General features: G+C 74.7%; 12 protein-coding genes. All 12 read right to left on the bottom strand.

Features of this window, described 5'->3' with window-relative positions; translation table 11 throughout:
* On the bottom strand, nucleotides 1-458 hold a 458-nt coding region (locus DCS98_RS13610; protein ID WP_164704563.1), incomplete at its 3' end, for a DUF222 domain-containing protein.
* A 224-nt stretch (nucleotides 459-682) separates the two neighbouring features.
* Nucleotides 683-1,786, bottom strand: coding sequence for an SRPBCC family protein (locus DCS98_RS13615; protein ID WP_116451938.1), 1,104 nt, complete (start codon nucleotides 1,784-1,786; stop codon nucleotides 683-685).
* 79 nt (nucleotides 1,787-1,865) lie between these two features.
* Nucleotides 1,866-2,720 carry an FAD binding domain-containing protein gene (locus DCS98_RS13620; RefSeq protein WP_116451939.1) on the bottom strand — a complete coding sequence of 285 codons (855 nt, stop codon included), beginning with the start codon at nucleotides 2,718-2,720 and terminating at the stop codon, nucleotides 1,866-1,868.
* The gene (locus DCS98_RS13625) at nucleotides 2,717-5,209 is read right to left on the bottom strand and encodes a xanthine dehydrogenase family protein molybdopterin-binding subunit (RefSeq protein WP_116451940.1); all 2,493 of its coding nucleotides are present in this window, start codon (nucleotides 5,207-5,209) and stop codon (nucleotides 2,717-2,719) included. The genes DCS98_RS13620 and DCS98_RS13625 overlap by 4 nt, the downstream gene beginning before the upstream one ends.
* Nucleotides 5,206-5,739, bottom strand: coding sequence for a (2Fe-2S)-binding protein (locus DCS98_RS13630; protein ID WP_241037964.1), 534 nt, complete (start codon nucleotides 5,737-5,739; stop codon nucleotides 5,206-5,208). Before DCS98_RS13630 ends, DCS98_RS13625 begins: the two co-directional genes overlap by 4 nt.
* Before the next feature lie 182 nt (nucleotides 5,740-5,921).
* Nucleotides 5,922-7,163 (bottom strand): MFS transporter, encoded by a 1,242-nt coding sequence (locus DCS98_RS13635; RefSeq protein ID WP_116451942.1) that lies wholly within the window; start codon nucleotides 7,161-7,163, stop codon nucleotides 5,922-5,924.
* A gap of 42 nt (nucleotides 7,164-7,205) precedes the next feature.
* Nucleotides 7,206-8,522: a sigma-54-dependent transcriptional regulator family protein gene (locus DCS98_RS13640; RefSeq protein WP_241037966.1), complete on the bottom strand. Its 1,317-nt coding sequence runs from the start codon at nucleotides 8,520-8,522 to the stop codon at nucleotides 7,206-7,208.
* An 83-nt stretch (nucleotides 8,523-8,605) separates the two neighbouring features.
* Complete coding sequence (locus DCS98_RS13645; RefSeq protein WP_116451943.1) at nucleotides 8,606-9,880, bottom strand: multidrug effflux MFS transporter; 1,275 nt, start codon at nucleotides 9,878-9,880, stop codon at nucleotides 8,606-8,608.
* Between the two features lie 86 nt (nucleotides 9,881-9,966).
* Nucleotides 9,967-11,340, bottom strand: a complete 1,374-nt coding sequence (mftF, locus tag DCS98_RS13650; RefSeq protein WP_206340261.1) for a mycofactocin biosynthesis glycosyltransferase MftF — start codon at nucleotides 11,338-11,340, stop codon at nucleotides 9,967-9,969.
* On the bottom strand, nucleotides 11,337-11,885 hold the full coding sequence (locus DCS98_RS13655) for a cysteine hydrolase family protein (protein ID WP_116451944.1): 549 nt from the start codon (nucleotides 11,883-11,885) through the stop codon (nucleotides 11,337-11,339). The genes mftF and DCS98_RS13655 overlap by 4 nt, the downstream gene beginning before the upstream one ends.
* Nucleotides 11,882-13,360, bottom strand: a complete 1,479-nt coding sequence (locus DCS98_RS13660; protein ID WP_116451945.1) for a purine-cytosine permease family protein — start codon at nucleotides 13,358-13,360, stop codon at nucleotides 11,882-11,884. Before DCS98_RS13660 ends, DCS98_RS13655 begins: the two co-directional genes overlap by 4 nt.
* Nucleotides 13,361-13,471: 111 nt before the next feature.
* The gene (locus tag DCS98_RS13665) at nucleotides 13,472-14,152 is read right to left on the bottom strand and encodes a DUF4386 domain-containing protein (protein ID WP_206340262.1); all 681 of its coding nucleotides are present in this window, start codon (nucleotides 14,150-14,152) and stop codon (nucleotides 13,472-13,474) included.
* Between the last annotated feature and the right edge of the window lie 105 nt (nucleotides 14,153-14,257).

Here is a 14,257-nt window from a genome sequence, read left to right on the forward strand (position 1 = left end):
AGCGCCCGGGCCCGCGGCCAGTCCACCTCCCCGTCGGCCAGCGCCGCCCACGTCGCGGGCAGCCGGTCGCGCAGCAGCAGCGCGCAGTCGGCCAGCTTCGTCGCCGCCGTCCGGGAGCAGCCCAGGACCATCGCCAGCTCGTCGGCGAAGAACTCGCTCACCCCCGCCGCCGGCTCCCGGCCCGGCCCGGGCAGCCAGTCCGGCGACGCCGCACCCGGCTCGCCCAGCTGCCGGTCGTGGGTGTCGGGGCGGCGGTCGGCCAGCTCGGCGACCACCTCCAGCTTGTAGGCGGCCAGCTGCCCCTCCACCTGCTCGATCCGCTGCAGCTCGACGGCCAGCTCGGCGTCGGTGCGCGAGGAGACCGGCAGCAGCTCACCCAGCCGCGTATCCCGCGCGGTCACCCCCGCCGGCAGGAACTCCGGCTCCGGCGGGCCCACGTCGACGGACGTGACCGTCACGCCGACCCCGAACCCACCACCCTCGAACACATGAGCGAACGTACGCCCGGGGTACGACAGTTCTGGCTGGTCAGGGGGGTGACCTGCGAATCCGGGTGGAGATCACCTCTGGTCGGCGATCATCACGACCTCGCAGGGGAAGCCGTCGAACTCCGTGGCCGGCGTGCAGCCCCGACGTCACGCCGTGCTCAGGCCGGCGAGCGGCCGCCGGCACGACGGAACCGTCAGCGGCGGGAACGCCGGCGGCGCCGGCGGAGCAGCAGGGTGAGGAGCAGCAGCACCCCGGCGATGCCCGCCGCGGGCGCGGCGTAGCGCGCCATGGCGGCACCGCCCGCGACCTCGAGCAGGTCGATCGGCTCGGGCTCATGCTGCGGCGGGGTCACGGTCCTCGGGCCGGCCGACGGCACGCTCCGCACCGGCGCGCCGGTGGCGGGGCGGGTCGGGGGCGCGGTGGGCCCGGACGGCGGGCCGCTGGGTGCCTTCGCCGGAGACGCCGCGGCCGGCGCGGTGTCGGCCGACGCCGGAGCCGCGTCCGTGCTCGCCGGCGCGGTGTCGGTCGCGGCGGGCCCGGCGTCGGGCAGCGGTGGCACGGCCTTCACCGGAGCGGTCTTGGCGGGCGCGCTCTTGGCCGCCGCCGCCTTCTTCGCGGGCGCCTTCTTCGCCGGAGCCTTCGCTGGATCCACCGCGCTCGTCGCGCTCACCTCGTCGGTCGCGGCCGCAGCGGCCTTCTTCGTCCCGGCCGCCGCCTTCTTCACCGCCTGCCCGGCAGCTCCGTTCCCGGCGGTCTGCTCGACCGAGGCGGCGACCTCCTCGACGGCGCCGGTCACCGTGGCGGCCGCCTTCTGCGCGGCCGTCTCGGCCCGTGCGGCATCGCCCTGGGCGTCGCCCTCACCGAGCTGGGCGGCGAGCTTGTCCGCGAACTGCCCCAGCAGCTTGTTGCCGACGTCGGTCATCACGCCGCGCCCGAACTGGGCGGGCCGCCCGGTGATGTTGAGGTCGGTCAGCACGTCGACGCGGGTGGTCGACCCCTCGGCGGCGAGCTTCGCGGTGACCACCGCCGCCGCCGTCCCGTTGCCCCGCTGGTCCTTGCCCCGCGCGTCGATGACGGCGCGGTGGGCGGCCTCGTCCTTCTCGATGAACGACGCCTTGCCCTGGTAGGTCAGGTTGATGGGGCCGAGCTTGACCTTCACGCGGCCGGTGAACTCGTCACCGTTCACGGAGTCGAGCGCCGCGCCGGGCATGCAGGGCGCGATCCGCTCGATGTCGAGGAGCACCCGCCATGCCTCGTCGATCGGCACGGGCACGGTGAACGAGTTCTCCAACTGCACGGCTGGACCTCCTGGACGGTGCGTTCCGGCCGGACCACCCTAGGGCGGACCGGCCGGAACGGACGAGTTCTTCTGGACGCTACAGCCCGGCGGCCGCGGTGACCGCACGGCGAGTGAGCACCGTGACCAGGTGCTGGCGGTAGTCGGCCTGGGCGTTGAGGTCGCTGCTCGGGCTGGTGCCCTCCGCCGCGTGCTCGGCCGCGGTGGCGATCGCCTCCGCCGTCGCCTCGGCCCCGGCCAGCGCCGACTCGACCGCGGTCGCCCGCAGCGGCGTCGGCCCCATGTTGGTCAGCCCGACCCGCGCCTCGGCGATCCGGCCGCCCTCCATCCGCACCGCCGCGGCCACCGCGACGATGGACCAGGCCTGCGCCACGCGGTTGAACTTCTCGTAGTGCATGCCCCAGCCCTCGCGCTTGGGCAGGCGGATCTCGACGAGCAGCTCCCCTTCCTCGAGCGCGGTGGTCAGGTAGTCCACGAAGAAGTCCGCGGCGGGCACCGTGCGACGCCCCGAGAGCCCCGCGATCACGAACTCCGCGTCGAGGGCCAGCGCCACGGCCGGCAGGTCGCCGGCGGGGTCGGCGTGGGCCAGCGCCCCGCCGAAGGTCCCCCGGTGGCGCACCTGCCGGTCGGCCACCGTCTCGGTCGCCTGCGCCACCAGGGGCGCGTACCGCGCGACCAGCGGGTCGGAGATGACGTCGGAGTGCGTCGTCATCGCGCCGACGACGATCGCGTCCCCCTCCTCGCGCACGCCGCGGAGCTCGGCGACCTTCGTCAGGTCCACCACCGTCTCCGGGGCGGCCAGCCGCAGGCGCATGACCGGGATGAGCGACTGCCCGCCGGCGAGGATCTTCACGTCCTCGCCGCCGGACGCCACGGCCTGCAGCGCCTCGTCCACGGTCGACGGGCGGGCGTAGGCGAACGGTGCGGGAATCATCGGTCCCCTCCCAGCGAGGAAGCGTCGGTCGCGACACCGGCGGTGGTCTCGGTCTGCGCCCCGCCGTAGGCGTTCGTGCCGGCGGTCGCGCGTCCTCCGCCGTCCCCTCCCTCGTGGAGGGCCCGCCAGACCCGTTCCGGGGTCAGCGGCATCCGGATGTCGGACACGCCCAGGTGCCGGACGGCGTCGAGCGCGGCGTTGACGACCGCCGGGGTCGACGCGATGCAGCCCGCCTCACCGACGCCCTTGGCGCCGATGGGGTTGCCGGGCGCCTCGTGCACCGTGTTGCCGGTGTCGAAGTGCGGCAGGTCGGCCGCCGAGGGCACCAGGTAGTCGACGAAGGTGCCGGTGGTGAGGTTGCCGTCGGCGTCGTACACGGCCTCCTCGTACAGGGCCTGCGCGATCCCCTGGGCCAGCCCGCCGTGGACCTGCCCCTCGACGATGAGCGGGTTGACGATCTTCCCGACGTCGTCGACGCACGCGTACTTGCGGATCTTCACCATGCCGGTCTCGGTGTCGACCTCCATGGCGCAGATGTGCGTCCCGTGCGGGAAGGAGAAGTTCACCGGGTCGAAGGTGGCGTCGGCGTCGATCGAGGGCTCGACGCCCTCGGGGAAGTTGTGCGCCGCGAACGTGGCCAGCGCGATCTCCTGGATCGACAGCGACGTGCCCGGCGTCCCGCGGACCGAGAAGGACCCACCCGCGAACTCGAGGTCCTCCTCGCTGGCCTCCATCAGGTGGGCGGCGACCTTGCGGGCCTTCGCGATCACCTTCTGGGAGGCGTTGACCACCGCCGCCCCGCCGACCACCAGCGAGCGGGAGCCGTAGGTGTCCAGGCCGCGCGGCGACACCGACGTGTCGCCGTGCAGCACCTCGACGTCCTCGAACGGCACGCCCAGCTCGTCGGCGACGAGCTGGCTCCACGCCGTCTCGTGCCCCTGCCCGTGCGGCGTCGAACCGGTGACCACCTCGACCTTGCCGGTGGGCAGCATGCGGATCGAGGCGTGCTCCCAGCCACCCGCCCCGTAGGACAGCGAGCCGAGCACCCGGGACGGCGCCAGCCCGCACATCTCGGTGAAGGTGGAGAAGCCGATGCCGAGTTGCACCGGGTCGTTCGACTCGCGCCGGCGACGCTGCTCCTCGCGGAGCTCGTCGTAGCCGAGCAGCTGGAGCGCCTGCTGGGTGGCCTGCTCGTAGTCGCCGCTGTCGTACTCGAGACCGGCGGCGGTGGTGAAGGGGAACTCGTCGGCGCCGATCCAGTTCTTGCGGCGCAGTTCCAGCGGGTCCATGTCCAGCTCGACGGCGAGCTCGTCCATGATCCGCTCGATCGCGAACGTGGCCTCCGGCCGGCCGGCGCCGCGGTAGGCGTCGGTCGGCGTCTTGTTGGTGAAGACTCCCTGGCAGTCGAAGCGGTAGGCCGGGAACTTGTAGATGCCGACGTACATGAACGCGCCCAGGACCGGCACCCCCGGGCTGACCAGGCGCAGGTAGGCGCCCATGTCGGAGAGGATGTGGACCTTCAGGCCCTTGACGTTGCCCTCGCGGTCGGCGGCGATGTCGATGTACTGGATCTGGTCGCGCCCGTGGTGGGCGCTCATCAGCGACTCGCTGCGGGTCTCGGCCCACTTGACCGGCTTCCCGAGCCGCTTGGCCACCAGGAGGCTGATCACCTCCTCCGGCGTGACCTGCAGCTTGCCGCCGAACCCGCCTCCCACGTCGGGGGCGATGACCCGCAGCTTGTGCTCCGGCGTCCCGGTCACCATCGCCAGCATCAGCCGCAGGATGTGCGGGACCTGGGTGGAGGACCACATCGTGTAGTTGTCGCCCTGCGGCTGGACGACGACGGCCCGCGGCTCCATGAACGCCGGGATCAGCCGCTGCTGGACGAAGCGCCGGCTGACGACGACGTCGGCGTCGGCGAACGCCTGCTCGGTGTCCGCGCCCGTGCCGGCGTCACCGGCGTCGAACACGAACCTGAACGACTCGTTCGACTCGATGTGGTCGTGGCACAGGGCCGGGTTCTCCCCGGTCGCCACCTCCATGTCGAGGACGACGGGCAGCAGGTCGTAGTCGACGTCGACGAGCTCGACGGCGTCCTGGGCCGCGGCCTTGCTGCGGGCGGCGATGACGGCGACCGCCTCGCCCACGTGGTTGACCTCGTCGACGGCGATCGAGGGGTGCCCGGGGTTGACCATGTCCGGCGTCACCGGCCAGGCGCAGGGGATCGACCCCTGCTCCTCCTTGAAGTCCTGGCCGGTGAAGACGGCGATGACGCCCGGCGCCTGCTGGGCGGCGGTCACGTCGACGCCGGTGATCTTGGCGTGCGCGACGGGGCTGCGGACGACGGCGAGGTGGAGCATCCCCGGCAGGACCATGTTGTCGGTCCACGTGGTCTTCCCGGTGATGAGGCGGGCGTCCTCCTTGCGCTTGCGCGCCTTGCCGACCTCGCGCTCCGGCGCGGTGGTGGTGGGTTCCTCGACCATGGTCATGACTGCACCGCCACGTGGGGAGCGGCCGCGGTGTCGACGGCGGCCGGCGAGGTCGCCGACGCGCCGCCGTTCATCTCCGCGGCGGCCTGCTGCACCGCGCGGACGATGTTCTGGTAGCCGGTGCAGCGGCAGAGGTTGCCCTCGATGCCCTCGCGGACCTCGTCCTCGCTCGGGCTCGGGTTGTCGTTCACCAGGTCGATCGAGGCCATGATCATGCCGGGCGTGCAGAACCCGCACTGCAGGCCGTGCATCTCGTGGAAGGCCTTCTGCATCGGGTGCAGGGTCCCGTTCTGCGAGATGCCCTCGATCGTCGTGACCTCGCTGCCGTCGGCCTGGACGGCGAAGACGGTGCAGCTCTTCACGGCCTCGCCGTCGAGGTGGACGGTGCAGGCGCCGCAGTTGCTGGTGTCGCAGCCGACGACCGTCCCGACCTTGCCCAGCTGCTCACGCAGGTAGTGCACGAGGAGTGTTCGTGGTTCGACGTCGTCGCTGTAGGACGCCCCGTCGACCCGCACGTTGATCTGCGTCACCGATCCTCCGCTCACAGGTGTGGCCCCGGTCACGTCCCGGGGTACAGGCGGAGTCTGCATCGCCGAGCGAGGGTCAGTCCAGGCTCGGGAGTCCCGGCGGCCGTTCCGCGGGCGAAAGGCCCGGAAATCCGGGCTTCTCGCCCCTCGGACGACGATCGGAAACGTTGCATCCGGGTTGCACGTCAGGCGACGGGGACGCGCTCCGCCGTCGGGGCCGGGACAGTGGCCCGCCGCTCCCGGCGGCGCAGGACGGCGGACATCACCAGCGGGACCAGGCCCGCAGCGGCGAGGCCGGCCCCGACGGCGCTGGGTGCGCGGTAGCCCAGTCCGGCGGCGATCACCAGGCCGCCGACCCAGGCGCCCAGGGCGTTGGCCAGGTTGAGCGCCGAGTGGTTGAGCGCGGCCCCGAGCATCTGGGCCTCGCCCGCCGTCTCCATCAGGCGCAGCTGCAGGAGGATGGCGAGGGTCGAGCCGCTGATCGACACGAGCAGCACGCCGACCACGAGCGCGGGCGCCCACGGTGCGACGAGCGCGGTGACGGCGAGGACGGCCATCAGGGTGACCAGCGAGCCGGCCAGCGAGGGGAACAGCGCCCAGTCGCCGAGCCGGCCGGCCAGCGCCGTCCCGACGACCCCGCCGATCCCGTAGACGAAGAGCACCACGGGCAGGGTGCCGCGGGAGAGGTCCGCGACGTCGGTGACCAGCGGCGCGATGTAGCTGTACAGCGCGAACATGCCGCCGAACCCGACGATGCCGACCGCCAGGGTGAGCAGCACCTGCGGGCGGCGGAGGGCACCCAGCTCGCCGCGGACCGTGGCGTCGGGGCGCCCGGGCATGGACGGGACGACCGCGAGCACGGCCCCCATCGTGGCCAGGGCCAGGACGACCACCAGCCAGTAGGCCGAGCGCCAGCCGAGCCCCTGGCCCAGCCACGTCGCGGCCGGCACGCCGGCGACCAGCGCGACCGACAGCCCGAGCATCACCGAGCTCACCGCGCGTCCGCGCAGCCGCGGCGCCACGAGGGCGGCGGCGACGAGGGAGGCGACCCCGAAGTAGGCGCCGTGCGGCAGCCCGGCCACGAAGCGGGCGACCAGCAGCGTGCGGTAGCCGGGCGCCAGCGCGGTCAGGGCGTTGCCGAGGAGCAGGAAGCCCATGAGGCCGACCAGCAGCGCGCGCCGCGGGAGCCGGGCGCTCACCGCCGCGATGACCGGGGCGCCCACCACCACGCCGACCGCGTACGCGGAGATCACGTGACCGGCCGTGGGGATGTCGACGCCCACGCCGTCGCCGATGTCGGGCAGCAGGCCCATGGTCACGAACTCGGTGGTGCCGATCGCGAACCCGCCCAGCGCCAGCGCGACGATGGCGACCACCACGCGGACGGTGCTCGTGGGCGGGCTGTCGGCGGGAGGAGCGGCACTCACTCCACCAGCCAAGACCACCACCCCTCGGCGCATTCCCGGGGGTCAGCGCGTCCGCGTCGTCCGTCTCAGGCGCAACAGGTGCGTCGCCGCCGCGGCCCGGCGCGGCGAGCTGGCCGGCAGCCACTCCAGGCAGGTCTGCCAGACGGCGACGTCGTCCCGGGCCTCGGGCAGCTGCGCGTAGCGGAGCAGCAGCTCGGGACGCCGGCTGCGCAGCACCGCCTGCCGCAGCAGCGCGGCCACCCGCTCCCTGGCGGTGGCCACGCCCGGGGCGCGTGACCCGGGCAGCACGGCCCCCGGGTAGCGCTCGAGCGCCTCCCCGACCGCTCCCCGCGCGAGCAGCCGCCGGACCCGGTCGAGGTCGGTGTCGAGGCGGCCGGTCAGCCGGTAGGGCCGGGAGCCGACCAGCTCGGGTCCGACGAGCCGGCGCAGCCGCGACAGCTCCGCCCTCACCGTGACCTCCGCCGCCTCACCGGGGTGGCACTCGGCGGCCAGCTGGGACGCCGTCCTGCCCTCCCCGGCGACGGCGGCCTCCGCGAGCAGGAGCAGCAGCTCGGAATGGCGCAGCGAGAGCTCGACCGGCCCGGAGGGCAGGGCCAGCCGCGCCCGTTCCCGGCCGAGCACCTCGAGCCGCGGGCCCAGCCGCTGCAGCGGCGCGGGACGACTCCCCCGCTGCAGCTGCTCGCGGTGCTGCCAGCGCAGCTCGGACTCGACGGCGGCCACGGTCGCCCGCACCAGGGTGAGCACGTGCGGGCTGGCCACGTGGTCCCCGCCGGTCACGTCGATCGCGCCGAGCAGGACGCCGGTCAGCGGGTGGTGCACCGGAGCGGCGGAGCAGCTCCACGGCTGCACCGGCCGCCGGTAGTGCTCGCTGCCGTAGATCTGGACGGCGTGGTCGACGGCCAGCGCCGTCCCCGGGGCGTTCGTGCCCGCGACCGCCTCCGCCCAGCTCGCCCCCTCGACGAAGTGCATGCCGGCCGCCCGCGACCGCAGGGCCGAGTCGCCCTCCACCCACAGCATCCGGCCGCCGGCGTCGGTGACCGCGACGATCATCCGGTCGTCCTCGGCGTCCTCGACCAGCAGCCGCCGGATCACCGGCATCACCGGGGCGAGCGGGTGCGCCTCGCGGTAGGCGATCAGCTCGTCGTCGACCAGGTCGACCGGCGGGGGCTGGGCGCCGTCGGGGTCCACGCCGCTGCCCAGGGAGCGGTCCCAGGATTCGCGGACCACCCGGCGTACCGAGTCGTCGGCCGGCGCGGTGCCGGTGACGAGGCGTTCGTGGGCAGCGCGCAGCCGTCGGTCGTGGTCCGGGCCGGGGCGCCCCGCGGGGAGCGCCAGCCAGGGGTTCACGGCCGACGGCACGGGACGCTCCGCCAGCGGTGGCTCATGTCACGGCCATCGTGGCCGTTCGCGGCCCGTTCCACCAGAGCGGGGCCGCCCGCAGGTCAGTGCGCGGCGGCCGGGAGCGCGTCGTCGTCGGGCACGGGGAGCTCCCACGGCCGGACGACGGCCACGAGGACGACGAGGGCGAGCACCAGCGCCGAGACGACGACGGTGCCGATGGCGACCGCGTCGTTGCCGAGGAGCCCGACCACCGGCGAGACGACGGCCCCGACGCCGAACTGGATGGCGCCCAGCAGCGCCGCCGCCGTGCCGGCCGCGTCGCCGTGGCGGGAGAGGGCCAGCGCCGGCGCGTTGGGCAGCGCCAGGCCGCAGGCGGCGAGCACCGCCCACAGGCTGCCGGCGACCGCCCACAGCCCGCCCGTCCCGGTCGCCGCGAGGACGACCAGCGCACCGCCGGCGGCGGCGCCGACCACCGTGCCGGTGACCAGCAGCTGCTGCGGCGACCAGCGGCGCAGGAGCACCGGGTTGAGCTGCGTGGCGGCGATCAGCCAGAAGGCGCCCGCACCGAAGAGCAGGCCGAACTGCTGCTCGTCGAGCCCGAACTCGCCCTGGTAGACGAACGCCGAACCCGAGACGTAGCTGAACAGACCCGCCATCGTCAGGCCGGCGACCAGCACCAGGCCCACGTAGGCGCGGTCGCGGAAGAGGCCGCGGTACCCGCGCAGGGTGCCCCGGACGCCGCTGCTCTGCCGCCGCTCGGGCGGGAGCGTCTCCGGCAGCGACCGGATGCCGACCGTGATCATCAGCACGCCGTAGACGGCGAGGAAGGCGAAGATCCCGCGCCAGGAAGTGAACCGCAGCAGCTCGCCGCCGATGGTGGGCGCCAGGACCGGGGCCGCGCCGAGCACGAGGAACAGGCGGGAGAGCATCGTGGCGGCGGCCCGCCCGTCGTACAGGTCGCGCACGATCGCGATCGCGATGACCGCGCCGGCCGCCGTCCCGACGCCCTGCAGGACCCGCAGCGCGCCGAGCACGGCCAGGTTCGGGGCGACGAGCACCAGCAGCGAGGCGAGGACGTGCAGCGCGGTGCCCGCGAGCAACGGCCGCTTGCGGCCCAGCGCGTCGGAGACCGGCCCCAGCACGAGCTGGCCGAGCGCGAGGCCGATCAGGGTGCCGGTGAGCGTCAGCTGCACGGCGCTGGCCGTCGTCTCCAGCTCCCGCGTGATCGTGGGCAGCGCCGGCAGGTACATGTCGATGGTCAGCGGCCCGATGGCGACGAAGCCGCCGAGGACGAGCGCCGTCCTGGCCACCCCCGGGCGCTCGACGGCGGGCGGGGCGGGGACGGTGGCGGTCGGCCGGTCCTGGAGGGCTGTCACGTCTTCTCTCTCGGGTCGCGTCGTCGCGGGGACCGACGCTGGCCGAACCGCACTACGTCAGGTCGACAAGACCCGGCGGGGCCGGATCATTCCGGGCGCGCCGGGAGCAGTGCCCGGACGTCGCGTGTGCGGGCGGCCCCTGCCCACACCCCGGCGCCGTACGCGAGGTCCTCCAGCCGCCGCGCGGCGGCGAAACGGACCGGTCCCACCCGGCCGCGGTGCGGCCACCAGCCGAGGACGGCGTCGGCGGTGGCGACGGCGAGCACGGCGCGACGGACGCGCCGGGAGACCAGGGCCCCGAGCAGGGCCACCGGCCAGTGGTGACGGGTGACCGACCGGGCCAGCGCGCGGCCGGAGGCGGCGGTCCCCCGGGCGACGAGGAGCGCCGCGAAGCCGACGGGTGGCCGCTCCCCCGACCGGCCCAGCTTCCGCGCCAGGCGGGCGGTCGTGAGCGCGAGCAGGCCCGCGGCTGCCCCGCGACGGCCGGCCAGCGCCAGCGCCCACGCGGCCGCCGTCTCCGGGGCGATCACCAGGGGCGCCACCGCCCTGCCGTGCCGGGCGGCCAGCAGCGCGGCGCCGGTGCCGTAGAAGGCGCGGCGGCGCAGCCACTCCCCCGTCGTCCCGGGATGGGCGTGGGCAACCTCGGCCGCCGGCTCGTAGCGCACCCGCCACCCGGCCGCGGCCAGCCGCCACACCAGGTCGACGTCCTCGGCCACCCGCATCGCCTCGTCGAAACCCGCGCCGACGGCCGACCGGCGGGCGAGCAGCGCCGCGCTGGGCACGTAGGAGACCGCGGAGCCGGGGCGGACCGGGGCCGGGTGCGGCCCCATGTCCAGCGCGCTGACCGCCGCCTCGTAGGCGGCGAACCAGCCGGCCGACCCCAGCGCGGTGATCCGCGGGGCGACGACGGCCAGCCGCGGGTCGTCGAGGTGCGGCCGCAGCCGGTCGAGCCAGCCCGGGCGCGGGACGCAGTCGGAGTCGACGAACGCGACGAACGGCGTGGTCGCCGCCCGCAGCCCGGCGTTCCGCGCGGCCGCGGGGCCCCGCGGGCTCTCGTGGCGGAGCACCAGGGCCCCGGGAGCGCACACCGGGACCGCGGAGCCGTCGTCCACCACGACCACGGGCAGGTCCGCCGTCCCCGGGTCGGCGCGCAACCCGGCGAGCAGCCGGTCCACGGCCCGGTCCTTCACCGGGACGACGACGGTGACGTCGGCGGCGGCCCGCGGTGGCAGCTCCGGGTGCGCCAGCCCGGCGTCGAGCAGCCGTGCCGCCAGCGTCGCCGACGTCGCGTCGCCGACGACCAGCCGGTCGCCGGCCAGCAGCCCGCGGGCCCGGGGCGAGAGCCGCAGGAGCCGCAGCGGCGACCCGCCGAGCAGGGCGCCGCCGGGGCGCCGGCGGGTCCGGGGGTCGAGGCGGACGGCGAACCCGCGCGGGAGCGGGTCCTCGGGGGCCGGGATCACCGGCCGGCCAGCACCTCGTCGGTGGTCATGACCTCCACCAGCGGCGCGTACAGCCCCATGATGCGGAGCGCCCGGTCGTGGTCGTCGTCGCAGGAGCCGGCGCACGCGTCGCCCACCACGCGCACCGGCACGCCGGCGTCGGCCGCCGGCAGGACGGTGGAGATGACGCAGCAGTCGGTGGCCACGCCGACCACCGTCAGCGGCCCCTCGCCGACGACCTCGGCGAGGTCCGGCCCCCACTTGCCGAACGTGGTGGCGTCGACGACGGGGTGCGACCCGATGTCCTCGACCAGCCCGTAGAGGTGGTGCTCCGGCGGCACCAGCGCGAACCCGAACTGCTGGTAGTACTCCTTCCACGCACCGACCGGCTGGGCCGGCGCGACGAAGCGGGTCCAGACCACGCGGTCGCCGAAGGCCTCGACCAGCCGGCGGATCCGCGGCCGGATCTCCTCGAACCGGGGCGCGGTCCAGGGCGAGTCCGGGTCGCCGAAGACGTGCTGGAGGTCGACGACGACGAGCCAGCCCTCGAGCTGCGGTGCGCTCACCCGGCGATCATCTCCTGCGCCCGGACGGCGTTCCGCCGGAGGGCGAGGGTGCCGAGCAGACCGATCAGGAAGGCGGCCAGGACGCCGAGGTTGGCGTAGGCCCAGTCGCCCTCGCGTCCACCCAGCCCGACGGCTCCCAGCAGGTAGCCCTGCCAGTCGAGCCAGCCGGCGTAGGTGTTGGTGACCAGGCCCCAGCCGACGACCGTGCCGAGCAGCAGGAGGGCGAGCGGGACGGGCTGCACGCTGCCGTAGCGGCCCCGCGGGTCGTAGAGCTCCGGCTCGGCGTAGTCGCGCCGGCGCAGCGCGAGGTCGGCCAGCACGATCCCGCACCACGCGGCGATCGGGACGCCGAGGGTGATGAGGAAGCCCTGGAACTGGAAGAAGAACTCGTCGGCGACGAAGACGACGAAGACCGTGCCCAGGACCATCAGCACGCCGTCGATGAGCGCCGCCACCGGGCGGGGCACCCGGACGCCGGCGGCGAGCAGGGACAGCCCCGACGAGTAGATGTCCAGCAGGGCCCCGCCGATGAGGCCGAGGACCACGACGAGGACGAACGGCACCAGGAACCAGGTCGGCAGGATCGTGCCGAGGGCGCCGATCGGGTCCGCGCCGATGGCGGCCGAGAGCTCCGGGTCCGACCCGGCGAGCAGCAGGCCCACGAGCAGCAGCACCACCGGCGCCAGCGCCCCACCGAACGTCGTCCAGGCGACGACGCCGCGGGTCGAGGCCCGGCGCGGCAGGTAGCGCGAGTAGTCGGCCGCCGCGTTCACCCACCCGAAGCCGTAGCCGGTCATCACGAAGACCAGCGCCCCGATGAAGACGGCGGTCGAGCCCGACGGCGCCGACGTGACGGCGGACCAGTCGATCTCCTTCGCGACCAGGGCGATGTAGACCACGGTCAGGACGCCGGTGACGACGGTGATGACCGTCTGCATGCGCATGATCAGGTCGAAGCCCAGCACCCCGCCGGCGACGACGAGGGCCGCGACCACGAGCAGGGCGACGACCTGGGTCGCCGTGCCGCCGCTCCAGCCGAGCTGGGTGAACACCGTCGACGTCGCCAGGGTGGCCAGGGAGACGAGGACGGTCTCCCAGCCCACGGTCAGCACCCAGGACAGGATCGAGGGCACCTTGTTGCCGTCGACGCCGAACGCGGCGCGGCTCAGGACCAGCGTCGGGGCCGAGCCCCGCTTGCCGGCGATGGCGACCAGGCCGCAGAGCAGGAAGGACACGACGATGCCGACGACCCCGGCGACGACGGCCTGCCAGAACGAGATGCCGAAGCCGAGCAGGAACGAGCCGTAGGCCAGGCCGAGGACGCTGACGTTCGCCCCGAACCACGGCCAGAACAGCTGGCGGGGCGTGCCCTTGCGCTCGCTCTCGTCGATGACGTTGATGCCGTTGGTCTCGACCGCCACGCGAGGGCCGGGCGCCTCGGGGACGCCCGCCACCGGCGTCGTCTGCTGGGTCATCGCTGGTCCACCCTCCGTCCGGGGGTCCGTCCGGCGTCCCGGGGGCCCGTTCCCGGTGCGGGACAGTAGCCGCGTCCCGCCGGGCCGCCCGGGAACGAGCCCGCGTCGTGATCAGGCCGGGACCGGTACCGGCCTCGCGGCCGGCGCGGGGGCGGCACCCGCCGGCCGGAACCCCTTCGCCAGCAGGTACGCAGCCAGGCTCATCTCCCAGGCGAACACCGGCAGCGCGGCGACGGTGCCCGCGACGGAGACCTGCTCGTAGCGCCCGGCGAGGACGGCGACCGCGGAGACGAAGATGAGCGGGCCGGCGACCAGCCCCAGCAGCGGGATCCACCGGGCCACCAGGCCGGAGCGGAGCACCATCCAGGCCAGCAGCGTCGTGTTCACCCCGAGGGCGATGTTCGGCCCGAAGAGGAACGTCCAGTCGTGGAAGGCCACGAGCCCGCGCGCGACCGCGACCAGGCCGTCGTCCGACCCGGCCGGCTCCTGCCGCAGGGTGAGGACGGCAAGCAGGGCGAGGATGCCGACGACGATGAGCGTGGCCTCCAGCAGCCGCCCGCAGACGTACCCCAGCGCGAACCCGTGGTGCCGCCGGCGCAGGACGGGGTAGAGCGTGATCGCCGTCCCGGCCACGGAGATCGCCACCAGGACCTCCAGGAACGCGCCGACGCGGATCCCCGCGCCCGACCCGGCGCCCAGCACCCACCCCTCGTCCCCGAGCAGCGGCTGGTACAGCGCCAGCGCCGCCATCGCGGGGAAGGCGGCCACCAGGAAGAACACCCCCGTGACCACCGCCGTCCTCCTCGACCCGTCCATTCGTCCTCCTGCTCTGGTGTGGTGTACGGCGTACACCGCTGAAGCGAGACAGTAGGTGTACGCTGTACACCTGTCAAGCAC

The organism is Blastococcus litoris (assembly GCF_003075095.1).
GTDB classification, from domain to species: Bacteria; Actinomycetota; Actinomycetes; order Mycobacteriales; family Geodermatophilaceae; genus Blastococcus_B; species Blastococcus_B litoris.

Bases quoted from the DNA above. Each gene is read 5' to 3' on its own strand.
- DCS98_RS13620 (WP_116451939.1), bottom strand. From the start codon at position 2,720: ATGATTCCCGCACCGTTCGCCTACGCCCGCCCGTCGACCGTGGACGAG.
- DCS98_RS13660 (WP_116451945.1), bottom strand. From the start codon at position 13,360: ATGACCCAGCAGACGACGCCGGTGGCGGGCGTCCCCGAGGCGCCCGGC.
- DCS98_RS13625 (WP_116451940.1), bottom strand. From the start codon at position 5,209: ATGACCATGGTCGAGGAACCCACCACCACCGCGCCGGAGCGCGAGGTC.